This is a genomic window from Salegentibacter chungangensis, from assembly GCF_042678405.1.
GTDB classification, from domain to species: domain Bacteria; phylum Bacteroidota; class Bacteroidia; order Flavobacteriales; family Flavobacteriaceae; genus Salegentibacter_A; species Salegentibacter_A chungangensis.
In genome coordinates this window covers 1,900,728-1,926,406 of sequence record NZ_JBHTLI010000001.1, presented here as the reverse complement: position 1 = coordinate 1,926,406, position 25,679 = coordinate 1,900,728, and the positions used below count along the sequence as shown (strand labels likewise).

At 40.9% G+C, this 25,679-nt stretch carries 24 protein-coding genes; 8 read left to right on the top strand and 16 right to left on the bottom strand.

Features of this window, described 5'->3' with window-relative positions:
- Positions 1-61: 61 nt before the first annotated feature.
- Both hutH and ACFQ3Q_RS08755 read right to left on the bottom strand, forming a co-directional pair.
- The gene (hutH, locus tag ACFQ3Q_RS08760) at positions 62-1,573 is read right to left on the bottom strand and encodes a histidine ammonia-lyase (protein ID WP_380744906.1); all 1,512 of its coding nucleotides are present in this window, start codon (positions 1,571-1,573) and stop codon (positions 62-64) included.
- A 159-nt stretch (positions 1,574-1,732) separates the two neighbouring features.
- A complete protein-coding gene (locus ACFQ3Q_RS08755) occupies positions 1,733-3,232 on the bottom strand; it encodes an NAD(P)H-hydrate dehydratase (RefSeq protein WP_380744904.1) in 1,500 nt (499 codons plus the stop codon).
- A gap of 140 nt (positions 3,233-3,372) precedes the next feature.
- Here ACFQ3Q_RS08755 and gcvT point away from each other — a divergent pair, with 140 nt between their 5' ends.
- The 4 genes from gcvT (at position 3,373) to ACFQ3Q_RS08735 (ending at position 6,471) form a co-directional block, all read left to right on the top strand.
- Positions 3,373-4,455 (top strand): glycine cleavage system aminomethyltransferase GcvT, encoded by a 1,083-nt coding sequence (gene gcvT / locus ACFQ3Q_RS08750; protein WP_380744902.1) that lies wholly within the window; start codon positions 3,373-3,375, stop codon positions 4,453-4,455.
- A gap of 5 nt (positions 4,456-4,460) precedes the next feature.
- Positions 4,461-5,276: a sugar nucleotide-binding protein gene (locus tag ACFQ3Q_RS08745; protein WP_380744900.1), complete on the top strand. Its 816-nt coding sequence runs from the start codon at positions 4,461-4,463 to the stop codon at positions 5,274-5,276.
- 87 nt (positions 5,277-5,363) lie between these two features.
- Positions 5,364-5,654: a 4a-hydroxytetrahydrobiopterin dehydratase gene (locus ACFQ3Q_RS08740; RefSeq protein ID WP_380744899.1), complete on the top strand. Its 291-nt coding sequence runs from the start codon at positions 5,364-5,366 to the stop codon at positions 5,652-5,654.
- Positions 5,655-5,748: 94 nt separating this feature from the next.
- Positions 5,749-6,471 (top strand): YebC/PmpR family DNA-binding transcriptional regulator, encoded by a 723-nt coding sequence (locus ACFQ3Q_RS08735; protein ID WP_380744897.1) that lies wholly within the window; start codon positions 5,749-5,751, stop codon positions 6,469-6,471.
- An 85-nt stretch (positions 6,472-6,556) separates the two neighbouring features.
- Here ACFQ3Q_RS08735 and ACFQ3Q_RS08730 read toward each other — a convergent pair whose 3' ends face one another.
- Both ACFQ3Q_RS08730 and ACFQ3Q_RS08725 read right to left on the bottom strand, forming a co-directional pair.
- Positions 6,557-7,420, bottom strand: coding sequence for a hypothetical protein (locus tag ACFQ3Q_RS08730; RefSeq protein ID WP_380744896.1), 864 nt, complete (start codon positions 7,418-7,420; stop codon positions 6,557-6,559).
- A gap of 226 nt (positions 7,421-7,646) precedes the next feature.
- The gene (locus tag ACFQ3Q_RS08725; RefSeq protein WP_380744894.1) at positions 7,647-8,849 is read right to left on the bottom strand and encodes a proline dehydrogenase family protein; all 1,203 of its coding nucleotides are present in this window, start codon (positions 8,847-8,849) and stop codon (positions 7,647-7,649) included.
- 107 nt (positions 8,850-8,956) lie between these two features.
- On the opposite strand from ACFQ3Q_RS08725, the gene aroB reads away from it, so the two are divergent.
- Complete coding sequence (aroB, locus tag ACFQ3Q_RS08720; RefSeq protein WP_380744892.1) at positions 8,957-10,024, top strand: 3-dehydroquinate synthase; 1,068 nt, start codon at positions 8,957-8,959, stop codon at positions 10,022-10,024.
- Positions 10,025-10,114: 90 nt separating this feature from the next.
- A complete protein-coding gene (locus tag ACFQ3Q_RS08715) occupies positions 10,115-10,411 on the top strand; it encodes a hypothetical protein (protein ID WP_380744891.1) in 297 nt (98 codons plus the stop codon).
- A 69-nt stretch (positions 10,412-10,480) separates the two neighbouring features.
- Here the strand turns inward: ACFQ3Q_RS08715 and ACFQ3Q_RS08710 are convergent, their stop codons facing one another.
- From ACFQ3Q_RS08710 to ACFQ3Q_RS08685, 6 genes are all read right to left on the bottom strand, one after another.
- Positions 10,481-11,029: a type 1 glutamine amidotransferase domain-containing protein gene (locus ACFQ3Q_RS08710; RefSeq protein ID WP_380744889.1), complete on the bottom strand. Its 549-nt coding sequence runs from the start codon at positions 11,027-11,029 to the stop codon at positions 10,481-10,483.
- 123 nt (positions 11,030-11,152) lie between these two features.
- Positions 11,153-12,151, bottom strand: coding sequence for a YihY/virulence factor BrkB family protein (locus ACFQ3Q_RS08705; protein WP_380744887.1), 999 nt, complete (start codon positions 12,149-12,151; stop codon positions 11,153-11,155).
- Entirely contained in the window at positions 12,148-12,669 is a 522-nt protein-coding gene (locus tag ACFQ3Q_RS08700) for a DinB family protein (RefSeq protein WP_380744886.1), read from the bottom strand. The genes ACFQ3Q_RS08705 and ACFQ3Q_RS08700 overlap by 4 nt, the downstream gene beginning before the upstream one ends.
- Positions 12,669-15,254 (bottom strand): phosphoenolpyruvate carboxylase, encoded by a 2,586-nt coding sequence (locus tag ACFQ3Q_RS08695; protein ID WP_380744884.1) that lies wholly within the window; start codon positions 15,252-15,254, stop codon positions 12,669-12,671. Before ACFQ3Q_RS08695 ends, ACFQ3Q_RS08700 begins: the two co-directional genes overlap by 1 nt.
- 84 nt (positions 15,255-15,338) lie before the next feature.
- Positions 15,339-15,818 (bottom strand): Lrp/AsnC family transcriptional regulator, encoded by a 480-nt coding sequence (locus ACFQ3Q_RS08690; RefSeq protein WP_380744882.1) that lies wholly within the window; start codon positions 15,816-15,818, stop codon positions 15,339-15,341.
- 75 nt (positions 15,819-15,893) lie between these two features.
- Complete coding sequence (locus tag ACFQ3Q_RS08685; protein WP_380744880.1) at positions 15,894-17,039, bottom strand: M14 family zinc carboxypeptidase; 1,146 nt, start codon at positions 17,037-17,039, stop codon at positions 15,894-15,896.
- Positions 17,040-17,344: 305 nt separating this feature from the next.
- On the opposite strand from ACFQ3Q_RS08685, the gene ACFQ3Q_RS08680 reads away from it, so the two are divergent.
- Positions 17,345-17,779 (top strand): helix-turn-helix domain-containing protein, encoded by a 435-nt coding sequence (locus tag ACFQ3Q_RS08680; protein WP_380744879.1) that lies wholly within the window; start codon positions 17,345-17,347, stop codon positions 17,777-17,779.
- Between the two features lie 31 nt (positions 17,780-17,810).
- Complete coding sequence (locus ACFQ3Q_RS08675) at positions 17,811-18,185, top strand: DNA topoisomerase IV (protein WP_380744877.1); 375 nt, start codon at positions 17,811-17,813, stop codon at positions 18,183-18,185.
- Positions 18,186-18,188: 3 nt separating this feature from the next.
- On the opposite strand, the gene mscL is transcribed toward ACFQ3Q_RS08675, so the two are convergent.
- The 6 genes from mscL to ychF form a co-directional block, all read right to left on the bottom strand.
- A complete protein-coding gene (gene mscL / locus ACFQ3Q_RS08670) occupies positions 18,189-18,644 on the bottom strand; it encodes a large-conductance mechanosensitive channel protein MscL (RefSeq protein WP_380744875.1) in 456 nt (151 codons plus the stop codon).
- Entirely contained in the window at positions 18,644-21,274 is a 2,631-nt protein-coding gene (locus ACFQ3Q_RS08665; RefSeq protein ID WP_380744873.1) for a DNA gyrase/topoisomerase IV subunit A, read from the bottom strand. Before ACFQ3Q_RS08665 ends, mscL begins: the two co-directional genes overlap by 1 nt.
- A complete protein-coding gene (locus tag ACFQ3Q_RS08660) occupies positions 21,274-21,762 on the bottom strand; it encodes a hypothetical protein (protein ID WP_380744871.1) in 489 nt (162 codons plus the stop codon). Before ACFQ3Q_RS08660 ends, ACFQ3Q_RS08665 begins: the two co-directional genes overlap by 1 nt.
- Positions 21,759-23,621 (bottom strand): DNA topoisomerase IV subunit B, encoded by a 1,863-nt coding sequence (locus tag ACFQ3Q_RS08655; RefSeq protein WP_380744870.1) that lies wholly within the window; start codon positions 23,619-23,621, stop codon positions 21,759-21,761. Before ACFQ3Q_RS08655 ends, ACFQ3Q_RS08660 begins: the two co-directional genes overlap by 4 nt.
- Positions 23,622-23,792: 171 nt before the next feature.
- The gene (locus ACFQ3Q_RS08650) at positions 23,793-24,194 is read right to left on the bottom strand and encodes an energy transducer TonB (RefSeq protein ID WP_380744868.1); all 402 of its coding nucleotides are present in this window, start codon (positions 24,192-24,194) and stop codon (positions 23,793-23,795) included.
- Positions 24,195-24,379: 185 nt separating this feature from the next.
- Positions 24,380-25,474: a redox-regulated ATPase YchF gene (gene ychF, locus ACFQ3Q_RS08645; protein ID WP_380744866.1), complete on the bottom strand. Its 1,095-nt coding sequence runs from the start codon at positions 25,472-25,474 to the stop codon at positions 24,380-24,382.
- Positions 25,475-25,679: the final 205 nt, after the last annotated feature.

The window sequence follows — 25,679 nt, the reverse complement described above, 5'->3', positions numbered from 1 at the left end:
TAAAAAAAGCTGCCTGATTACGGCAGCTTTTTTTATTTATAACTTTCTGGAAACTCATTAATTATTCAAATACATTCTCTTCCATACCATATGAATCAAGAAATTCTTTTGCTTTTTTAATTAACGGTGCCATCGTCACATCTTCTGCAAGCACCGGCACATCTTCCCGGAAATTACCAAGAAAAGCCTGAAGCATTCCTGAAGATTTTGCAGGCTCTCTAAAATGTATGGCCTGGGAAGCATTGAACAATTCTATAGCCAGAACTGAGTTGACATTCTCTATAATTCGCAAGGTTTTGGTTGCACTATTAGCCCCCATACTTACATGATCTTCCTGCCCATTGGAAGAAACAATGGAATCTACAGATGCAGGAACCGCCAGTTGTTTATTCTGACTAACAATACTGGCCGCGGTATATTGAGGAATCATAAACCCACTATTCAGACCTGGATTTTCTACAAGAAAATTTGGTAACCCACGAAGACCTGATACCAACTGATATGTTCTTCGCTCAGAAATATTCGCCAATTCCGCCATCGCTATCCCAAGGTAATCTAAAGCCAAAGCTAATGGCTGTCCGTGAAAATTTCCTCCGGAAATAATCTTGTCAGCATCAATAAAGATATTCGGATTATCTGTAACCGAATTTATTTCAGTCTTTACGGTTTTTCTTACAAAAGCCAGGGTATCCTTTGTTGCTCCGTGAACCTGGGGCACACACCTAAAAGAATAAGGATCCTGAACATTATCTTTCTCCTGCTCTGCTATCTCACTTCCATCAAGGAATTTCCTGATCCGCTCGGCGGTTTTGATCTGCCCGCGGTGAGGTCTTACCAAATGCACAAGCTCATCGAAGGGGGACATATTGCAATCGAATGCATCCATAGACACAGCACTCACCATATCGGCCATATAAGAAAGTTTATAAGCCTTGATTAACGAATAAACCGCGTGGGCGCTCATAAATTGAGTCCCGTTAAGCAGTGCCAGACCTTCTTTAGACTGAAGCTTGATTGGATCCCAGCCTTTATTTTTCAGGATCTCCGCACCCGATACAACTCCTCCTTCAAAATAAACCTCTCCCTCCCCGATTAGCGGAAGTGCCAGATGCGCTAAAGGCGCCAGGTCTCCTGAAGCTCCAAGAGATCCCTGCTCATAAACCACCGGCAGTATATCTTCATTATAGAAATCGATAAGGCGTTTTACGGTTTGAAGGGCGATTCCTGAATTCCCGTAACTCAAAGACTGAATTTTAAGCAGCAGCATCAGCTTTATCACAGGCTTACTAACCCTTTCTCCCGTCCCGCAGGCGTGAGACTTCACAAGGTTCTCCTGCAACTCGGTAAGTTTCTCTGGAGTAATCTTTACATTACAAAGAGCGCCAAAACCGGTATTGATGCCATAAACAGGCTTACTGCTTTCGGTTATCTTTTTGTTTAAGTACTCTCTTGATTTTTCAATATTCAGTTTGGCCTCATCACTAAGGGCAAGCTTTCTATTTTGAACTAATATTTCCTGGATGTTTTCCAGGTCTAAAATTGCTGAACTTATATAATGAGTTTGATTTTGCATAAGGCTTGAAGAGGATTTATTTTTCGCGCTCAAAAATCCAATTTCCCCCTAAGTATTCCAAATAATATTGACTGTTTTTATGAATAACCCGACTAAAACTATAATTTCTTTTTAAGTCAATAATATTGAACAATTCTTAAAATGAATAGTTTAACACCCCTAAATCAGGGTTTTGAAGGCTCTCCCCATATAGTTGGCAATATCTCCGGAAATCATCCCTTCCGCACCTATATCAGCAGACGCAAGATCGCCCGCTTTTCCGTGAAGATACACCCCAAATCTGGCTGCATTTTCAGGAGAGTATCCCTGACTTAACAAGGCAGTAATAACACCCGAAAGCACATCCCCACTCCCGGCAGTAGCCATCCCGGAATTCCCTGAAATGTTAATGAAGACCTTTTCTCCTGAAAACACAAATGTATAGGCTCCTTTTAGAACGATTATCAGATTGTATTTTTTCACAAAGCTTTTCACTTTATTCACCTTGTCGAAATCATCTTTCCATTCCCCGATAAGCCTTTGCAATTCTTTGGGATGCGGCGTAAGAACAGAATTTTTGGGAACTGACTCCAGTAACTCTTTATTTTCAGACAGAATATTCAACCCGTCGGCATCCACCAGCATCGGTTTTTTTGTTCTTTCAAGCAACCGCCCGAAAGCCTCTTTAGTTACCAAATCTTTCCCCGTTCCCATCCCGAAACAAATGACATCGGGTTCAAGATCGAATTCGATTTCCGACAATTTCTCCTCACCTTCATCAGTGAGTACCATCACCTCAGGTATAGCGGTTTGTGCCGGAATATAACCACATTTCGGAATATAAAGCGTGCATAACCCGGCCCCGCTCTTTAAAGCTGTTTTAGCCGTAAGTATAACACTCCCTATTTTGCCATAACTACCTCCAACGATCAACGTATGTCCAAAATTTCCTTTATGGGTATTCTTTTTTCTCGGCTTGTAAATAGCAGCTGCTTCCAGTCTTCCAGTAATTTCATAGCTGGAGTCCAGGCTTTCAAGGTATTGTTTATCCAGGCCGATATCTATGACCTTAAATTCATTTACGTAGTCCATAGTTTGTGGAAGAAAAAACACCAATTTCGGACCCTGAAATGTAAGGCACAGGTCTGCTTTAATTACCGCATCATTCTCTGAAGGGACCTGATCTGAAAATAATCCCGAAGGCATATCTATCGCTATGGTAAAGGCGCCCGAGTGGTTAATATGATGAACGAGTTTAGCAGGCCAGCCTTTTATCCCGCGATTAAGCCCAATCCCGAAAATGGCATCAATCACAATATCTTCTGCAGAAATCTTTGGAAAATCCTCTTCAGCCTTTAAAACAATAGGTTTAAGCCCCATCTTTTCGAGCTTCTGGTTATTAGCCAAAAAATCATTAGACCTTTTATCGCTGTAATTCACCGCATATACTTGAGCTTTGTGACCGCTATTTTTTAGCAAGCGAGCGATCACCAGCCCATCTCCTCCATTATTACCAATTCCGCAGAAGAGTTTTACCGTCTTGTTTTCGTCCAGAATATTTTCTATTTCATTAAAAGCACGGGTTGCCGCACGTTCCATCAATTCTTCAGAAGTGATCCCCTGATTATCAATGCTAATCTTATCAGCTTTCTGTAATTGCGAAGCGGAAAATATCTTCATTATCTTTCAATTTCAAGTCTTCTCACAAAGATAAAACATATCTTTAGGCCCTGGTTATTTTTGAGGTTTTCTTCACAAAAAGCCTGAATTAATATTGTTTTCTAGCCGAATTCAATAAATTTGCCCAAATTTTAGAAAAAATGAAAGACATTGCCCTGTTAGACAAACATAAATCCCTTAATGCTAAAATAGTACCCTTTGCCGGTTTTCAAATGCCGGTATCTTATGAAGGAGTTAATATCGAGCACCAGACTGTACGCGAGAAACTAGGTGTTTTTGATGTATCCCATATGGGAGAATTTCTTATTTCAGGAGAGCACGCTTTAGAGCTTATACAAAAGATCAGCTCTAATGATGCTTCAAAACTTACAGATGGCAAAGCCCAATACACCTGTATGCCAAATCACGATGGCGGAATTGTAGATGATCTTATTATTTACAGAATGAACGCCGAGAAATATATGCTGGTGGTGAACGCTTCAAATATTGAAAAGGACTGGAACTGGATCGCGCAGCACAACACAATGGATGCCACAATGCGGGATATGTCTGATGAAATGTCTTTACTGGCCATACAGGGGCCTAAGGCGGCCGAAGCTATGCAGACGCTTACAGATGTTGACCTTAAGAATATGAAGTTCTACACTTTTGAGGTCGCTGAATTTGCCGGTGTGGATAAGGTAATCATTTCTGCAACCGGATATACCGGAAGTGGCGGTTTCGAGATCTATTTCAGAAATGAAGATGCAGAGCAGATATGGGACAAAGTAATGGAAGCAGGGGAAGAATTTGGGATCAAGCCTATTGGACTTGCAGCGCGTGATACCCTGAGACTGGAAATGGGGTTTTGTCTTTACGGAAACGATATAGACGAAACCACATCTCCTATTGAAGCAAAGCTTGGCTGGATTACCAAATTCACAAAAGATTTCATTAATTCTGAAGCCTTAAAGAAAGAGAAGGAAGAAGGCCCAAAAAGGAAACTTGTAGCCTTCGAACTTGATGAAAGAGGAATCCCAAGACAGGGATATGAAATTGTTGACGAAAATGGCAAGGTTATTGGCCATGTTACATCGGGCACTATGTCACCATCGTTAGAAAAAGGAATAGGTTTAGGTTATGTTTCTGCAGAGCATGCAGGCTTCGGAAATAAAATATTTATCCAAATACGTAAAAAAGCTGTTCCTGCCACACAGGTGAAATTGCCCTTTTATAAAGGATAATTCATTTGGAAAAGATATTGATTTTAGGAGCTAGCGGCTTTATAGGGAACGCCCTTTATAAAGAGCTATGCTCCTATTTTGATACGCACGGCACCTACCACACCGGAAACCGGGCTTTTGAGCAAAATCACCAGTTTCACCATTATGATCTGGATACTGAAAATATAGATATCCTCCTCTATAACCTAAAGCCCACTGTTATTATTTCTGCCGTTCGCGGAAACTTCAATGCCCAGCTGGCAGCTCATTATTCTATTATAAGTTACATTCTGCACCACGACAGTAAGCTGATATTCATTTCTTCGGCCAATGTATTCGATGCTTTCACTAACTTCCCCTCCTACGAATATGACAAAACCCTGTCGCAAAGTATTTATGGGCGTTTTAAGATAAAAGTTGAAAATGCACTATTAAGACTTCCGAACCACAAGTATAATATTATAAGATTACCAATGGTCTTTGGCAGTGGCTCCCCAAGAATAAAAGAATTAAGACAACTTATAGACCTGGACCAGGCAGTAGAAGTGTTTCCAAATGTCGTTATAAATGTTACCGACATCGAAAAAGTGACTCAACAGATACATTACATCATTAACAGAAAAAAAGAAGGGGTTTTTCATTTAGGAAGTAGAGACCTTGTCCATCAAAAAGACTTTATCGAAGATATCTGTAAAGAACTTGAAATTGAAGCTCCTTTATTCAAGAATGTCTATGACTCCAACAACGACCGGTTCCTGGCGGTTCTGCCCAAAGACAACCTGCTGCCTAAAAACTTACAAATCTCTGTACAGGAAGTAGTAAAGGCTTCAGTGAAGGTATAGGTGTTAATCTTCTCATAAATCTATCTTCTCTTATCTTAGAAGATATTTGTTGCTTAACTTTAAGGTGAAACCTAAAAATCAATTAAAATGGAAAAGTTAAGCGATGATGAAATATACCAAAAACTGGAAGAGCTTAAAGGCTGGAAATATGCCTCTAATGCGATTCACACCTCCTTTCAGTTCGATAATTTTAAAGACGCCTTTACGGTAATGACGCGCATAGCTTTTGAAGCAGAAGCCCACCAACATCACCCGAACTGGGGCAATGTTTACAATGAGTTGGAGATAAGCCTTTCTACTCACGATGCCGGAGGGGTTACCGAAAAGGACTTTAAACTCGCCAATGCGATTGAAGGCATTGTTGAGGCAAAAAACTGATAGCCCGGGTAAATTGAAAAATTTAAGCTTCTGATTGTAAATTCAATTAGAAGCTTTTTTCATATTTTTGCCCGAATTTGCATTAAAACTTACAATGGGAAGAGCATTTGAATTTAGAAAAGCGCGTAAAATGAAACGCTGGTCAGCAATGGCCAAAGCCTTTACCCGCATTGGAAAAGATATTGTAATGGCCGTTAAAGAAGGCGGACCTGATCCTGACACGAACGCTAAACTCAGGGCAGTAATTCAGAACGCGAAAAGCGTTAATATGCCTAAGGATAATATTGAAAGGGCTATTAAACGTGCCAGCGACAAAAGTCAGGGTGATTACAAGATCGTGCTTTTTGAAGGTTACGCTCCCCACGGGATTGCAATACTCGTGGAAACCGCGACCGATAATAACAACAGGACCGTAGCGAATGTTCGCTCTCATTTTAATAAATGTGATGGCAACCTAGGAACCTCAGGTTCGGTGGAATTTATGTTCGACCATACCTGTAATTTCCGCATAAATGCCGAAGGCCTGGATGCTGAAGAACTGGAACTGGAATTCATAGATTACGGTGCCGAAGAGGTTTTTGAAGATGAAGACGGGATCCACATCTATGCTCCTTTTCAAAACTTCGGAGCTATCCAGAAAGAACTTGAGAACAGGAATATCGAGATCATTTCTTCAGGTTTTGAAAGAATCCCTCAGGTCACAAAACAGCTAAATGCCGAGCAGGCTGCAGATGTTGAGAAGCTTTTGGAGAAACTGGAAGAAGATGATGACGTCCAGAATGTATATCATACAATGCAAGAAGCTTCAGAAGAATAGTTTTTAAACTAACTCTTGGATATAAAAAAGCTGCCAACCGGCAGCTTTTCTTTTTTTTGAGATCATTAATATCCTTTCTTAGATATTATTCTCCGGCCTGTCTAGCCACAAACTCACTTAAAGAAACGTAGACATCTCCTGTATCCGCATCCTCATAAATATTGTAGGTTGTAGGGTAATTAGAAGTTTCCTGAAAATACATTGGCTGAGAATAAGCTCCACTAAAGTCCGGGTTAGACTGTAAAACCTCGAGTGTGATCATAGGTTCAATAAAAATAAACTCCCCGTTATAAGTTCCTAGAACCATAATCTCGGTAAATGGCAAATATGAAGGCAAGTCAAGAGGTAACCAGTGTTTTCCCATTTGAGGATACACTGCATCCTCTCCCGGCGGTGCACCATAATCTCCGGGCATATAGCCTTCCGGCGGAAAAAGATTAAAAGCGGCATCGGTACTTGCTGAATACTCGGGTATAGCTAAACGTTCTTCATTGGTTATCATATAGAAGTGAATATCAAAATGTTTCACTAAAAATACGGGTAAATGCCCCGCTGACTGCCAGTTTACCCCCACGTGCTCAAAAGGCGTTAATTCTTTGGCCTTATGATGCAGCGGCAAAACCACGGGTGTATGAGATTCAGGCAGTATCTCCAGGTTATTGAATACCTCACTGGTCATAACCAGCCCTATCTCTACAGGAAAGTCTTCAGAATCCAGACTTATCCACGACCGGATTTTCCCTTCGCCCAGCTGGACCTGCGGACCTTTAAAAACACGTAGTTTTTCATCGTTCTTTCCGGAATACTTAAGATTCAGAGTCTCTACAGACAAGTCTTTAGCGCTTGGATCTTCTGAAAATTGGTCAATTTCATCTGTTTTTGAACAGGATGAAAACAAAGTGCCAAGAAAAATAACCGAGGTATTCAGGTAAAGCATTGATTTTTTCATAATACTTTTATTAGGTTGTTAAACCGGATAAAAGTACCTCGAAGAAAGGACTCTTTTTATAGGTATATTCAAGTATAAAAATTTACGTTTTTTGAATAAAATTCTTTGAAAGGCAGCCTTGCCGCTAATGAAATCAAAATTCTATGTGCATTTTCGAGAATAAAGCCTGTACATAAAAAAGCTGCCAATGGCAGCTTTTTTACTTACTTATACTAAAAGGCATTTTTTAATGCTCTTCCCTGTCGTGTTTGGTAGGCTCTCCCTTTCGGCGTTTACGTTCTTCCCGCAACAGAGAAAGCTCTCTACCCGTCTGCCCCTTTACTGAGGTATTTTCCTGAGCCCTTCTTAAAAGATAAGGCACCACATCCCTAACGGGTCCGAAAGGAAGCAGTTTAGCAGCATTATAACCCTTCTTTGCCAGGTTATAGCTAATATGGTCACTCATCCCGTATAACTGACTGAACCAGATACGCTGATCGTCCTGAGCCAGGTTCTTATCTTCCATAATCTGAAGCGCCAGGTAATTACTAACCTCGTTGTGAGAACCTATAAATACCGAAATATCATCCAGGTTGGCAAGGCAGTAAGACATCACACTGTTAAACTGTACGTCCGTCGCCTCCTTATTTTCACAAATAGGAGTCACATAACCAAGTTTTTTAGCTCTGGCGTTTTCCTTTTCCATATAGGCGCCACGCACGATCTTAGCTCCAACCTTGAAGCCTTCCTTTTTCGCTTTTTCGTGAAGATCCTTAACATACTGAAGTCTGTCCCAACGGTAACATTGGAATGTGTTGAAAATATAAACCCCTTCCTTATTATATTTTTTCATCATCTCTTCCATAAGATCGTCAGCTGCACCCTGCATCCAGCTTTCCTCGGCATCGGCATAAAGACGCACCTTGTGTTTTAGAGCTGTCTCACAAAGTTCTTCCACACGTGCCTTTACACGCTCCCACTCTTCTTTTTCATCATCACTCAGACTGATCTTTTCTGTAAGCTTTTCCCATATTTCAAATCTCCCTATTCCGGTAGGTTTAAAAACGGCGAATGGAAGTTCATTACTTTTTGCAGCAAATTCAATGAGACTCTTCTTTTTCTTAAGAGCAGCATCAAATTCCTCTTCGGTTTTCTTCCCCTCTACCGAGTAGTCAAGAATACTGTGAAGATTTTCGGCATACATCTCTTTCGTGACTGGCTTGCAATCTTCTTCGGTAATTCCGCCGCAAAATTGTTCAAAAATGGTTTTTTTAATTAATCCTTCAACAGGTAAGTGAAGTTTCAGGGAAAGTTTGGTCAGGAAGATACCTGCTGTTACCAAACGCTGTTTGCTCATCATACTAAAGAGGAACATTGCCCTGTCCAATTCAACATTAGATTTAAGCTTAAATGCTGTCTTGGTGTCGTTGAAAATTTTTCTTCTGATCATTGGGGTAATAATTATTGCTTAACAAAGATAACTATTGAAGTTTGATTTTATTCATAATTTCTCCTTATTTTGGGGTCTTTTTAAGAATTTGAAAAACGGCAAAAGCTATGAGTATAACGGCAATCGAGGCCCCTGTATTTTATAATGAAACAGCCTTTAACCGGCTGAATGAATACCTTAAAAAATCTAATCCCTCAAAGATATTTATCCTTGTAGACACCCATACCCATATTCACTGCCTTTCTTCATTTATGGCCTTGCTCCAGAACGAAGCAGAAACCGAGGTTATAGAAATGGAGGCTGGGGAAGAATTCAAGAACCTGGAGACCTGTATGGGAGTCTGGAGCACTCTTTCTGACCTGGATGCCGACCGGAAAAGCCTGATGATAAATCTTGGAGGCGGTGTGGTAACCGATCTTGGAGGATTTGTGGCTTCTACATTTAAGCGAGGGATAAGCTATATAAATGTACCTACCAGCCTGCTTTCTATGGTAGATGCTTCTGTAGGAGGAAAAACCGGTGTAGACCTGGGTTCCCTGAAAAACCAGATTGGAGTGATCAACCAGCCCGAAATGGTACTCATTAACACTTCTTTCCTGATTAGCCTCCCGGGGAATGAAATGAGAAGCGGCTTGGCTGAAATTATGAAACACGGACTCATAAAAAGCAAAGATTACTGGAAAAAGGTAACTTCCTTAGACCAGCTTGGGCTTGAGGACCTGGACGACATCATAGCCGAATCGGTCAGGATAAAAAAAGATATCGTCAGTCAGGATCCCACAGAAAAAGGCCTGAGAAAAACACTTAATTACGGCCACACCCTGGGCCACGCCATAGAGTCTTACTTTCTTAGCCACAAAGACAAGAAGACCCTGCTTCACGGGGAAGCCATTGCTATTGGAATGATCCTGGCCACTTATATTTCCAAAGAACTTAAGGGTTTTCCTGAAAATACACTTAATGAGATAAATTCCTCTATTAAAGATATCTTCGGTAAAGTAGACTTTGAGAGTCCGGATATTGAAAAAATCATCGAGCTGATGAAGTTCGATAAGAAAAATGAACGCGGAAACATCAACTTTGTGCTCCTGGAAGATATCGGTAAACCTGTTATAGACTGTATCGTTCCCAACGAGCTCATAAAAAATGCGTTCGATTTCTATTCAAAACCTTGATTTTTACATAATTAAAAATTACTTTCAATTTATCTTAAGGAAGCCAGCGGTTTTATATTTTTCTTTATAATTGCATAAATCATTCTAAGTATGAAAAGGATAATAGTAGACTACAAAAAACTAACCCCGGAAATTCTTGGCCTTTTGGTAGACAGGTATCCCGATGGTTATGACGATGGCCAGATCATTTCATTTAAAAATGCCAAAAATGAAACTATAGATGCTGTAGAGGTAAAAACAGATGATACCATTTACCTGGTTAAAGTAAGTACCCGCCTGGAAAACACTATGGCTAATTTTGATGAAGATGATTATGACGATTCAGACTACAATGAACCAATCGTAGAGATTCCGGAAAAAGATACTGAAGAGGACGAAGACAAATAATAATCCAGATTTAAACAAAAAAAGGAACGTTTAAAACGTTCCTTTTTTTTGTTTATTCGGTCCTGAACCTTATGCGTGTTGAAGATCGTGCTTCCCTTCCTTGATCTCTTCGATCATCTTGGCATTAAATGCAGGAAGGTCTCCAGGATTTCTACTGGTCACAAAAGCCTCGTCTACAACAACTTCCTTATCTACCCATAAAGCCCCTGCATTTTCCAGGTCCTTTTTTATAGAATTGAAAGAAGTCATCGTTCTGCCTTTCACCACTTCCGCATTAATCAAGGTCCACGCGGCGTGACAAATAGCGCCTACGGGTTTGCTTTGCTTAAAGAAATCTCTTACAAACACAAGCGCTTCATCGCTTCTTCTTAACTTATCAGGATTTATAACACCACCAGGAAGAACCAGTGCGTTATAATCTTTGGCGCTTACCTCGCTCAGGCTATAGTCCACATCATATTCTTTAGACCAGTGGTCGCCATCCCAGGCTTTGATCTTCCCTTTCTCAAGACTAACAATATCCACCTTAAAGCCTTCTTTCTCCATAGCTTCTTTTGGCGATTTCAGTTCGCTTTCTTCGAATCCGTTTGTAGCTAAAATTGCTATTCTCTTTTCCATAATTTTTGCTTTTTTTGGTTTATCCCAAATATAAAAATCAGGCTCCTGAAAGGCTATTAAGGCATTTATAAAAATAAGGGCTTAAGAGTTAAAGCTTTATTAAGTCTTTAATTGCGGAGGTTATTACTGCTCTTCTTCTTTCTTTTTCTCCTCCCAGCCTAAATTGGATTTAAGCTTATCTATTATTTTCTTCTCTTCCTTAAGCTGAAGCTTTTTTTCATTCAATTTCTCTAATTCCTGATAAATGGCCGGCTCGCCGTGTTCATTAGGAACCACTTTTTCATTCTTATATAAAGCGTATTGCTTGGTAAATTCTGCCCCGAAAAACAGAATAAGACAGGTATAGTACACCCACAAAAGAATAAGCACCACAGAAGAAGCTCCGCCATAAACCGAAGCCAGCTCGCTTTGCCCAAGATAAAAGCCGATCAAGAACTCTCCAATCAGGAACAGAACGGTAGTGAGCGCTGCTCCAAAAATGGTGATTCTCCACCTGATCTTAATATCCGGTAACAACTTAAAAATAGCTATAAACAGTGTGGTAAATACCAGGAAGGAAATAGTGAAGTTTGCGGTATCGACCATAAAAGCCGTGATATTGGGCGCATAACTTTGAATCCGGTCACTAACCACACTCAAAGCGGCTGAAATGACCAGGGAAACCAAAAGTAATAGGCCAATAACGAGCACCATACCTAAGGAGATCACCCTATCCAGTAAGAGATGTTTAAAATCAGTCTTTTTTTCAGCAACATTCCAGATATTATTCATAGCCAGCTTCAACTGAAAAAAGACTCCCGTGGCACCGAACAATAATATTCCGGCTCCCAGGATGATCGTCAGGGTAGATTTTTCAGAAAGGGCTACATTGGTGATCATTCCTTCTATAGCCTCAGCGGTCTGAACCCCTATGAGATCACCTATCTCATCGGTGATCCTGCCCTGCACTGCCTCTCTTCCAAAAAAATAACCGGCAATGCTGATAACAATGATTAAAAGACCGGGAAGTGAAAAAAGAGAATAATAGGCAATGGTACCACTACGACCATAAGGTTCATTTTTAGCCCAGCTAAAATATGTTTTTGTCAGAAGCTTCCAGAAAGTCTTTAAAGACTCCATCATCTCAAATACCTTTCCTTAAGAATCTTCAGGTGATGTTTAGTATGCCCGGTAATTATGAATCCTATAGCCGCGGGACTTGCCGGTGCAGCATTCATCGAGCCAATTCGAAGCAACATCTCTTCGCTGAAACTTTTAAAAAGAAGTATGGTAGATTCTCTTACCACTAAAAACTCTGTTTCAAGGTCTTTTAAGCTTCTGTGCTCCGCTTCTGATGCCGGGACATAGGCATCGTGATCAAAGCCCGGCAGAGAGGTCTTATCCTTCCTTGCAATGCTAAGTGCACGATACTGAAAGATACGCTCAACATCTATAAGATGCTGAAGCAATTCCGCTATGCTCCATTTTTCAGGAGCATAGCGGAAAGCCAGCTTATCTTCAGAAAGTTTCTTAAACAACTCCCGGAGCTCTTTCCTATTCTCCTCCAGAAGCTCTGTCAATGATTTGTCTTTGGGAATAAGGTCAATATATCCCTGGTAAAAAACATTGTAATGTGAAGAATCTATCTGATTTAATGTCATTATGCAGAGTTTCTACTTGCGTTAATATTACCGTAAAGAGATCTGGTTACCATTTTCTCATAGACTTCCAGTTTATCCTTCAGGCTATCTCCGCCTTTCTCCAGCTCCTGAACTTTACGTAACGCATGTTGCTGTATAGTCAAGAGTGGTAATACAATACGCTCTCTGGCCTGAATAGAAGCTTTACCTGCAGGCTGATTCTCCATCAGTTCCTGATAACCGGTAACTTTAAGGAGCATCCTGTTGGTGCGCTCGTATTCATCATAAATTATTTGCCAGAATTCACCGAACTCTTCGTCTTCTTTCATATACGCAGTAAGATCGAAGAAAGATTTGGTTAAACTCATCATACTGTTCTCCAGAAGTGTCTTGAAAAAGACCGAATTGTTATACAGATGCTTTACCTTATCAAAATTCCCTTCTTTCTCAAACTTTTCAAGTGCAGTACCCACGCCATAGAAACCGGGAACGTTTTGCTTCAACTGACTCCAGCTTCCTACAAACGGGATTGCCCTAAGATCGGTCAGGTTCAGTTTAGCCGACTTATTTCTGGAGGTGGGACGGCTACCTATATTAGTTTTAGAGTAGTATCTCAACGTACTCATTTTTTCAAGATACGGAATGAACTTAGGGTGTTGCTTAAAGCTCATGTAAGTATTGTAGCTGGATTCAGCAAGCTCGTTCATTGTTGCCCTGTCTTCTTCGCTAAGGATATTCTTACCTTCACTAAAGATCTCATTAGAAACACCGGAACTCAGCAACTGTTCAAGGTTGTATGCGCAGGAGTCTCTTGTCCCGAAATTGGAACTAATGGTCTGCCCCTGTACGGTAAGCTGAATTTCTTCGTTTTCGATTCCCGGGCCTAAAGACGCATAGAACTGGTGAGTTTTACCACCACCACGCGCAGGAGGTCCTCCTCGTCCATCAAAGAAGACGACTTTAATGTCATACTTCCTTGACACTTCGGTCAACATTTCTTTAGCCTTATAAATACTCCAGTTGGCCATCAAATAACCGCCATCTTTAGTACCATCACTAAATCCGAGCATTATGGTTTGCTTATTTCCTCTTCTCTTAAGATGTTCGCTATATACAGGATTAGTATACAGGACCTCCATCACTTTATGTGCTGCCTGGAGATCGGGCACGGTTTCAAACAACGGGATCACATCTACACTCGGCTTTTCCCAGCCACTCATTCTCATAAAGGCAAAAGGCTCAAGCACTCCCTGAACGCTGCCACAATTACTTATAATGTAGCGATTGGCACCGTTCTCTCCGTTTCTTTTCTGGATTTCCTGCATTGCATAAATTGAAGAAATCGTGGCTTTGCCCATTCCTTCATCAAGCTCTTCAGGGTCAAGTTTTGCACTCACTCCCGTAAGAACATCAATTTGCTCATCATCTGACAATTCCCTGTAATTCTTCGGAAGAAGATCAAGGTCTTTTTCAGAGCTGAATTTAACGAGTTCATCAACTACTTCCTCGTGCTTTCCGGAATCCTGTCTTATATCCAGTGTTCCGAAATGATATCCAAAGATGCTTACTTTATTGATAAGGTCATCTACTTCATCAAGAAAAAGAGAATTATGCCTGGTCTTAACTATACCTTTGATCTTATGAAGCTTATCCTTAAAGCCCTTAAGTGATAGTTTAATCTCTCCGGTAGCGGAAACTGCACTTTCATACAGTGCAATCTCAAGTTCACCCATAATCTGATCTACCTCGTCAAAGGTCAGTCTTCTTTTAAGCTTTCTTATATCGCGGTAATAGTTTAACAGGATAGATCTTCTTAACCGCTGTGCTACTTTCAACGTGATCTCGGTAGTAACGAAAGGGTTTCCGTCACGGTCACCCCCGGGCCAAAAACCAAGATTAATCACCTCGTTATTAATCTCTTCCCCATCAAAAATATTATGCTGAATATAATTAAAGATGGTGCTTACGCTCTGGTAGAACACATTCTCGAAATACCAGATGAGACTAACTGCTTCATCGTAAGGTGTAGGCTTCTCCTTTTTAAAGAATGGAGTTTTCCCAAGCTGCGCTAAGAGCTTCTTAATTGCAGTAAGATCGTTCTTTTGAACCGCCTGATCCAGATCTGTAATGATCCCCAGTACCGCTCCCGGGTAGAATTGCGTCGGGTGGGCAGTAAGGGTCGGCCTCACCTTAAATCGCTGGAGGTATTCCCGCAGTTCCGGATTCTTGTTCTTGGCCTCGGCCTCCTCCTTTACATTCCTCAGGGTTCCCCGCCCGTCCATATTATTCACAATAGGAAAAGAGGCATCTTCGATAGCATCAAATAAAACCACCTGCCGTTCTATATACTGTATGAACCTAAAAAGAAGGTTAATTCGCTCCTCTTCTGAAGGGTTTTCCTGATACTTACTGAAGAATGTCTCGATTATTTCAGACGGGTTCTGGTTTTTCTTAAATCCGGCTTCACAAATTTCCTGAAATAAAGGCAACAACGCTCCTGTTTTCCTAACATCGTCAAAAGGTAGGGTCAAGAAGATGCTGTTATAAACCTGGTATTTTGCAAGCACACTGTCATTAAATCTCTCTAGTTTTGGTTCTCTGTGCATAGTTAATGTTGGTTTATTTTAAAGTTATAAAAAAACCCTTTAAACAAAAGAGCTTAAAGGGTTTTTAGTAAAAGTTTAGGATAACTACATCTCTTTAAAAATAGAATGCATAAGACGTTTTTTGTCGTTGATGCTCTCCTCTAAAGAGATCATCGTTTCGGTTCTGTAAACGCCTTCGATATCGTCTAATTGAAATATTATTTCTTTGGCGTGCTGAGTGTTACGAGCTCTCACCTTACAGAATACATTAAACTTGCCTGTGGTTACGTGAGCAACGGTAACGAAGGGAATTTCATTTATGCGCTCCAGCACAAATTTGGTCTGTGAAGTATTTTTAAGAAACACTCCCACATAAGCAATAAATGCATAACCCAGTTTTTTATAATCCAGGGTTAATGAAGACCCGGTGATTATCCCTGCTTCCTCCATCTTCTTAACTCGCACGTGTACCGTGCCGGCAGAAATTAGCAATTTCTTAGCTATATCGGTGAACGGGGTTCTCGTGTTCTCGATAAGCATATCAAGTATCTGATGATCTGTTTCGTCTAATTTAAACTTGGCCATTTTTCAAACTTCTTTATTTATATGAAGTTCAAAATTAATACAAAATCATTGAATTATTGATAGATATTTTGAGAATTATTCACTTTTAACCCCCAAAATCGTATCATTTAAGACTATTTTATTAACTACAACGTTTTCGGTAAGTCTTTTTTCATCCGGCAAACTTATTTTCTTTTTACCACAAACTATTTCCCGATGACCAAATTTTTCAATTTTCAACTCTATCTTTTCCACTATCGGAACAAAATCCACCTTATCTTCTTTCAAAACCTCCTTAAACTGAAGAGCGACATCAAACACACCATTTTCAAGTGCTGCCTCCCGAAGGATCACATCATTGAAAAGCTTTCCATTTTCGGGGATGCTGAAATAAGACTCCCCATTCTCCTTCTTGTAGGAACCCGCTGAAACAGCATTTAAAGCGGAAAAAAGCGCCATAAAAACATATTTCCTGGTAATTTCCCTCTCATAATCCTCCGGATAGTGCCCTGCCTCAAATAGTATGGTAGGCACGCCCTGGGACTGAAACGTATCTCCCGTGCAGTTAATATTAAAAGCATCGTCGTACCTCCCGATCATACCATCCAGAACGCCCTGGAGATCTTTATTAATCACAGACACCACCTGCATACTTTTAAGCCTGTCTGCCGTCACAGTCCTTTCCCTATCTCGTGAGGGGGTTAAAAAGGATAGTGTAGCAGGCTTAGGAGTATTACCAACGTTAAAAATAGTTCGCTGATCATGAAGATTAAGGCAAAAGTCAGGTTTGAACTCGTCAAATTCCGCTCTCAGGACCCTGGTCTCAGGCTCTTTCATCTCTGCCGCATCCCTGTTAAGGTCAACCTGGTTAGCATTTACACGTGTATATCCCTCTGCCCCGTCCGGATTAAGCATAGGAATAATATGTATAGAACATTGACGAAGAATCTCATCTACGAATTCCTCCTTTCCCTTTAAGCGAATAAAAGCGTTCAGCACATCAAAAACGGCCTTAGTGGTCGTAGACTCATTTCCGTGCATCTGAGACCAGGCAAGCAGCTTTATTTTCCCCGAACCGATCTTTATTAGATGTATAGGTTTACCTAAAACAGATTCCCCAATCCGGGACACCTCCGTATGTTTTTTTAAATCTTCAAGTAATGGCTCAAGATGTTTATAAGAAATGTATCTGCCCAAAAGGCGGTCATCTTTCAGGCTTTCATATTGGTCAAATAACGACATCAGTTTTGCTGAGTGATTTTCCATGTTCACAAAAGTAAACATTACAAATTTCACATTTGTAAACAATCTAAAACTACTCATCTGTGTACATTTGTAAACCCCTTGTATACTGCTGTAACATAGAAGCTTGGAAAATATCCTAAGATTTATTTTTAATGTTTTATACTATTGTTTTTCAATTAATTATATATATCTATCTGAAGTTTATGTTTATGACACTAAAGTGTAGTTTACAAATGTAATTTTGATTATACATTGGGTTTGTTTACATTTGTAACAGGTTAAAACCAATACCTGAGTTCACAATGGTAAACACTGAAAAATTCGCCAAAAGGCTGCATAAAATCCTTGATTTTTATGATCTCTCGGCTGCTTCATTCGCTGATAAAATTGAAGTTGGCCGCTCCTCCATTTCTCATATTCTCTCCGGAAGAAATAAGCCAAGTCTGGATTTTGTGATGAAAGTTGTGAAGACTTTTCCTGAAGTGGAACTTTACTGGTTATTGAATGGAAAAGGAAATTTTCCGGAGGAGAGTAAAAATCAGGAACCGGTTCCTTCTCCAAGACCCGCTCAGGAAATCCCTGCCCAAAGAAACTTTCAATCTCCCCCTCCGCAACTTCCCCAGGAGAAAAAAGAAACTACATCGGCGCCTTTTCCTCAAACACAAAGCCTGGGGAAAAATATCAGGAAGATTGTTATTTTTTATGAGGATGGAACATTTGACGCTTTCGAGAATTGAAATTTAAATTGAAAAGGCTTTATTTTGTGCTATGCGAAAAATTCCTTTTCTAATAGCAAGTGTGCTTCTATTAAGCGGCTGTTTTCAACCGGAAAGAAAATGTAAGGATTTCAGGACCGGCACCTTTGAGTTTAAGACTTACCTGAACGGCGAGTTAGTCTCTTCAAAGTTCATCAGGAACGATTCCATAGAAATAGATATTTTCCAGGACGAAACCGATACTTCTTCGGTAAGATGGATCAATGACTGTGAGTATATTTTAAAGAATCTTAATCCTAAGAATATGCAGGAAGAAAAACCGCTGCATATTAAGATCCTTACCACAGATAAGAATGGCTATACTTTTGAATATGGTGTGGTTGGCCAGGACCGCAAGGAGCGCGGATCTGTAACCAAGGTGGAATAATTTCTAATTAAGCCCGGATTTTTCCCTTAGCAATTTATTCTGCTCCTCCATCAGCTCGTTGAGATTGGAAAGTAATTCGATATCCTTGGGAGTAACTTCGGTCTTGTTCTTGGGATCTTCAGCTTTCTTACGGAAACGGTTCATTAGCCGCACTACAATAAAGATCGTAAAGCCTATGATGAGAAAATCCAGCAAGGCTTCTATCAAAGCGCCATAGCCAATAGCGATCTCTTCTATCGCAGGACGCTGTCCTTCTACGGCAGCAATGCCTTCACGAAGTACTATCTTCTTGTCGGCAAACTGAATTCCGTTAGTAAGAAGACTTAAGGGTGGCAGGATCACCTGCTTCACCAGGACATCTACCACTTTATTAAAGGCGGTACCAATTATAATACCCACGGCCATATCGACCATATTCCCTTTAATTGCAAACTCCTTGAATTCCTTAATTAATCCCATTACTCGTCAAATAAAGATCCCTGACTTTCGGAACTGGATTTACCCTTCTTCTCTGTATTCTCGGAATCTTCTACACTTTCTTCATCTACAACTTCAATATCTTCAGCAGGAACTTCCTTTTCTTCTTCATAAGGCAAGGGGTCCAGCAAATTGATTTGTTTAACCTTTTCGGTGGTCAGCTGATTTCCGAGGGCTTTTATTCCTTTAACCGAAATAAACTCTTCAAGGTTGACTTCTTCATTTGGCCGTTGCTCTTTCCCTCTTTGTTTATTGAAGACCACTTCAGCAACAGGCAGATAATCGGTTGAAACCACTTCCAGGTAAGAATTTTCACTTTCGCTGATGAACTTTTCTTCCTTATCAGGATTTTCTATAAGGAAGCGCTTCACGTAATAACGTTCTTTTTCAGCTTCCCAGTAAATAGCCGAAATTGGCTTTTTTGGAGACCATTTTTCTAGAACTATCATCTCATCGTCAAATCTTGTGGTAAGCTCCGGAACTATGGTTTTAGCAATTCCGTCCTGGGTAATGATCAGCAGTCTGTCTTCACCTCTGAATTCCCCTAGCAGCTCTCCCCTGCCATCAACATTAAGTCTCTTCACGGTATCATCAAACCAGATACGGCGTGGCTTCAATGTGGAAACTCCTTCTTCCTTCAACTCAATTCGCTTAACCGAATATTTGGTAACGATATTTCCTTTTACATTTCTTCCTTTTATAAGGATATCGGCAAAATCTACATCGAACTTCACCTTCCTTATACTTCCCACCTGTCTCAGGAACACGCTTACTACTTCAGCCTCTCCATTAGGATTTGAGGTGAAATACAAGACTTTAGAATCTTTTTTGCCCTGAGTGAGGTCATATTCCCTGTCCCGCGTAACCGAAGTCACCGCGAATCGCTTCACATAAGTATTCCCGGCTTTCCCGTCGCGATAGATCATATTATAAATGGTACGCTTATCCTTTTTCTTGAAAATGGCAACGTGAATAATATCTTTCCCAATAAAGGTTTTGGTATCCACCTTGGTGACCATCATTTTACCATCTGCAGTGAAACAGATTACATCGTCTATGTCACTACAATCAGTAACATATTCGTCCTTTTTAAGGGAGGTCCCGATAAAACCTTCTTTACGGTTCACATAAAGTTTGGTATTTCTTATCACCACCTTGGTCGCCTCAATATCATCAAATAAGCGAAGTTCGGTCCTACGGTCCTTATCTGCCCCGTAATCCTTCTTCAGTTTCTTAAAATAATCTACGGCATAATCTACCAGGTGATCCAGATGATGCTTCACCTTGGCGATATCTCCTTCCAGGGCTTCGATCTTTTGTTGAGCCTTATCGATATCGAATTTTGAGATTCTCTTAATGCGGATCTCGGTAAGCCTGATGATGTCCTCTTCAGTCACATCGCGTTTCAGATGTGTGATGTGTGGCTTAAGACCTTCATCTATGGCCTTGATCACTCCTTCCCAGGTTTCTTCTTCCTCTATCTCACGATAGATACGGTTTTCGATAAATATTCTTTCGAGCGAAGAAAAATGCCATTGCTCTTCCAGTTCTTCAAGGGTGATCTCCAGTTCCCTCTTCAGTAAATGAAGCGTATGGTCTGTAGATCTCCTCAATATCTCAGAAACCCCAAGAAACACCGGTTTATTATCTATAATCACACATCCCAGGGGAGAAACCGAATTTTCACAATAGGTAAAAGCATAAAGCGCATCTATGGTCCTGTCGGGCGAAATATTATTCGGAAGATGGATCAGGATCTCAACTTCAGCCGCAGTATTATCTTCGATTTTCTTGATCTTGATCTTTCCCTTGTCATTCGCCTTCAGAATAGAGTCAATAAGACTGGAAGTAGTTGTTCCGAAAGGAATTTCAGTGATTGCCAGTATATTTTTGTCATACTGACTGATCTTAGCCCTTATTCGTACTCTTCCGCCCCTCTTTCCATCATTATAATTGGAAACATCGGCGATTCCGGCGGTAGGAAAATCGGGGTATAAGGTAAATTTCTTTCCCTTAAGGTGCTTTATGGAAGCATCTATAAGTTCATTAAAGTTATGCGGAAGTAACCTTGTACTCAAACCAACTGCAATCCCTTCAGCCCCCTGTGCCAGCAGTAGAGGGAATTTCACAGGCAGGTTTACCGGTTCTTTTTTACGGCCATCGTAAGAAAGCTGCCATTCGGTAAGCTTGGGATTATAAAGAACCTCCAGGGCGAATTTTGACAGCCTGGCCTCAATATAACGCGGGGCCGCAGCACGGTCACCGGTCAAAACATTTCCCCAGTTCCCCTGGGTATCAATAAGTATATCTTTCTGGCCTATCTGCACCATAGCATCTCCTATACTGGCGTCTCCGTGAGGGTGATATTGCATCGTATGTCCCACGATATTAGCCACTTTGTTATAGCGACCATCATCCAGATCTTTCATAGAATGCATAATACGGCGCTGCACGGGCTTGAAACCATCTTCAATTGCCGGCACCGCACGTTCCAATATCACATAAGAAGCATAATCGAGAAACCAGTCTTTATACATCCCGGTTACCCGGATCAACTCTTCCTTGGGCTTTTCAAATTGTTCTTCCTGAGCTCCTTCTTGGTTTTCTTCCATTAGGCAGTTTGGTTATTCTTGGCTACTACATTATTAAGCGAGGCTATAAGGCCTCTCTTTTTCTTTCTGCTTAAAAAAGTAGTGTTAAACGTATACTTTTTATATCCTCGTCTTCTTCTGGAACTTATGTAAATAGTTAAGGACGAATAAATTCCGTAGTTGGTGAACCGGAATTTCGCCAGCTTCCGTTTCGGAAACTCGGCTTTCTTCACCCTGTATTCCATAAATTTTGAAAAGAAGACTCCGTTGTTCTTAAAATTGAGGGTTTCACCGTCACTGTCAAAATCAAAAGACTGACCGATCTTATGTACATAAACCCCGAGTAATAACACCATAATATTAGGCAGGTAATGGCTGAACCCCATTTCCTGTTCCGTATCAGAATTCATTAGCTCGATATTCACAAAGACATTGGTGATAAAGACCGCCACCAGTACGATGTAAATTGAAGGGATTATTTTTATTTCAGATCTGTTGGTAAACCTCATACTCCAAGTTCTTCTACTAAATCGAGTTCAACTTTGAGGTTATCTATAATGAATTCCTGCCTGTCCGGAGTATTCTTGCCCATATAGAAATTGAGCATTTCTTCTATAGATTTATCCTTGTCAAGCATTACCGGGTCAAGGCGAATATCCTCCCCAATAAAATGCTGGAATTCATCAGGTGAAATCTCACCTAAACCTTTAAATCGGGTGATTTCCACCTTGCCTTTTAATTTATTTACCGCCTGCTTTCTTTCCATCTCACTGTAGCAGTAGATAGTCTCCTTTTTATTACGGACTCTGAAAAGCGGAGTTTGTAAAATATAAAGATGGTTTTCCTTGATCAGCTCCGGAAAGAACTGGAGAAAAAAGGTGATAAGCAATAATCTGATGTGCATTCCGTCCACATCGGCATCGGTTGCGATCACAATATTGTTATAACGCAGGTCTTCCATAGACTCTTCAATATTAAGAGCCGCCTGCAACAGGTTGAATTCCTCGTTTTCATAAACAATTTTTTTGCTGAGCCCATAGCTATTCAAAGGTTTCCCCTTTAAACTGAAAACCGCCTGTGTGTTCACATCCCTGGACTTGGTGATCGAACCACTTGCAGAATCACCCTCGGTGATAAACAGGGTGGTTTCCAGGTAACGCTCTTTTTTACTGTCTCCCAAATGAATACGACAATCCCTGAGCTTTTTATTGTGAAGGCTGGCCTTTTTAGCTCTTTCTTTGGCAAGTTTCCTGATCCCTGAAAGATCTTTTCTTTCTCTTTCTGCCTGAAGAATTTTGCGGTGTAACTGTTCGGCAGTTTCAGGATTCTTATGCAGGTAATTGTCAAGGTTGGTCTTTACAAAATCGTTGATGTAAGTTCTCACCGTTGGCAGATCGCCACCCATATCTGTGGAACCAAGTTTGGTCTTGGTCTGGCTTTCAAATACAGGTTCCATTACCTTAATACTAATAGCTGCCACGATAGACTTACGAATATCTGTAGCCTCGTAATTCTTGCCGTAGAATTCCCTTATGGTCTTCACCACAGATTCCCTGAAAGCCGCCAGGTGCGTACCTCCCTGCGAAGTGTTCTGCCCGTTCACAAAAGAATGGTATTCTTCACTATACTGAGACCGGCTATGGGTTAAGGCTACTTCAATATCGTTTCCGCGCATATGAATGATCTGGTATAAGCGATCATCTTCATGTATGCTGTCTCCCAACAGGTCTTTTAAACCGTTTTCAGAATAAAATTTTTCCCCGTTATAAATTATGGTAAGTCCCGGATTCAGATACACATAATTCTTGAGCATTTTCTCGATATACTCATTACGGTATTTGAAGTTTTTGAAGATAACCTCATCCGGAATAAAAGTCACCTTGGTCCCGCGACGTCTTGACGTCTCGTCAAGCTCTTCTTCATTTACCAGGTTTCCCTGCTCAAACTCCGCAGAGCGGGATTTCCCGTCTCTTGTAGACTCTACCCTGAAATAAGACGACAGGGCATTAACCGCTTTGGTACCAACTCCATTAAGTCCAACCGATTTCTTAAACGCCCGGGTATCATACTTACCTCCGGTATTCATTTTTGATACTACGTCCACCACTTTCCCCAAAGGAATTCCACGTCCGTAGTCCCGAACGATCACCCGTTGGTTCTGAACTGAAATTTCGATGGTCTTTCCAGACCCCATTACGAATTCGTCAATGGAGTTGTCTAAGACCTCTTTAAGGAGAATGTAAATTCCGTCATCGTGGCTGGAACCATCACCAAGCTTCCCGATGTACATCCCGGGCCGCATCCTGATATGTTCTTTCCAGTCTAATGACCGGATATTATCTTCGGTATACTTCGTATCCTGGCTCATAAGTAGTAAATGGAGTTTGTCGCTAATATAATATATACCGTGCAAAGTCAAAACCCCGCACGCACAAAGTAATTAACAAAGATTTAGGAACAAATGTTAAAAGAATTGATTTTCATCAAATTTCGATGCAAAAATAAGCTATTACCGGAAATGAAAATTTATGAATTCAGCTTAATTCACCTTAAAAACTATCGGCAGGGAATACATTGTCCCCACGGTTTTACCCCGCTGTTTCCCGGGAAGCATATTCGGTAAGGCATCAGTAACTCTCCTTGCTTCTTCTTCCAGCTTTGGATGCGGAGCCCTTACCCTTATATCGGTGATCTCTCCGTTCTCATCAATTTTAAACTGAACAATAACGCGGTTCACCCCGCTAAGCCCCAGCTGTTTCGCTATGCCAGTATCGAAATTTTTATTTACGAAACCGCTAATCTTTTCTGAAGTACACTTTTTTACAGCCTCTCCCGGTTCAAGACCTTCGCAACCCGGAAATGCCGGCGGTTTTTCTATTACGGCATAAGGCACAAGCACTGATTCATAGCGATTCCCGGCCTCTTCAGACTGTGCTAACACCAGACCTGAATTAAGCAGACAAAAAATAAAGGCTAAACTGCAGGAAAAAATAAAAAAATGCTGTCTCTTTTCTTTTGGGGATGGACTTTCTACATACATCACATTACATTTTTAAGTTAGTTGTAATGTAAAATTAGCCAATCAGGCAGGTCATCGCCATACCCGAAACCCCTAATAAAACGGGTTTATACGTTAAACCTGAAGTGCATCACGTCTCCGTCTTTTACGATATATTCCTTTCCTTCAACGCGCATTTTCCCGGCTTCCTTAACTTTGGCTTCACTGCCGTAGCCTACAAAATCATCGTAAGCGATCACCTCGGCCCTGATGAATCCTTTTTCAAAGTCGGTGTGGATCACTCCCGCTGCCTGGGGAGCTGTAGAACCTACAGGGATAGTCCAGGCTCTCACCTCTTTCTCTCCCGCTGTAAAATAAGTTTGAAGATCAAGAAGGTTGTATGCTCCGCGAATAAGTTTTGCAGATCCCGGTTCATCAAGGCCTATATCCTGAAGGAACATCTGGCGCTCTTCGAAATCGTCAAGTTCTGTAATATCGGCTTCGGTCCCTACGGCAAGCACTAAAACCTCAGCATTCTCATCCTTTACGGCTTCCTTAACCCTTTCTACGTGCTCATTCCCGGTAGCCGCAGCATCTTCATTTACATTGCAAACATACATCACCGGCTTATCGGTAATGAACTGAAGCGGCTTAATGAATTCCTTTCTTTCGTCTTCGGTAAGATCTATAGCGCGGACAGATTTTCCGGCTTCCAGACCTTCCTTCACTTTAAGTAAAGCAGCCTCCTCTTTCTGAGCTTCCTTGTTTCCCGTTTTTGCAGCACGCTTTACCTTATCAAGTTTTTTTTCTGTAGTCTCGAGATCTTTCAGCTGAAGCTCCATGTCTATAGTTTCCTTATCCCTTAGCGGATCTATAGACCCGTCTACGTGCACAATATTATCATTCTCAAAACAACGCAAAACGTGAAGAATGGCATCGGTCTCCCTTATGTTTCCAAGAAACTGGTTCCCAAGACCTTCTCCTTTACTGGCACCTTTAACCAGCCCTGCAATATCCACTATCTCTACTGTGGCCGGGATCACACGCTCCGGATTCACCAATTCTTCCAGTTTTTGAAGTCTGGGATCTGGTACGTTCACAACGCCAATGTTAGGCTCAATTGTACAAAAAGGAAAGTTTGCACTCTGTGCCTTGGCGTTAGACAAACAGTTGAATAAGGTCGATTTCCCAACATTAGGTAATCCTACAATTCCGGCTTTCATATAATATAATTTATTGCAGTGTTTTTGCGGCTGCAAATATAGTTATTAGTTATGAAAACCAAGCCTGAGATCAAGGAATTAAGTAATGCCGAAATAAAGCCTTTTTAAGGGTGATGATCCCTGGACAAAATCTTTCGGTTTCTTCTAAAATAATTCAGCGCTCTTACCAAAGTAAGAACGCTGAACATTCTGGTTGGTCCTTTCT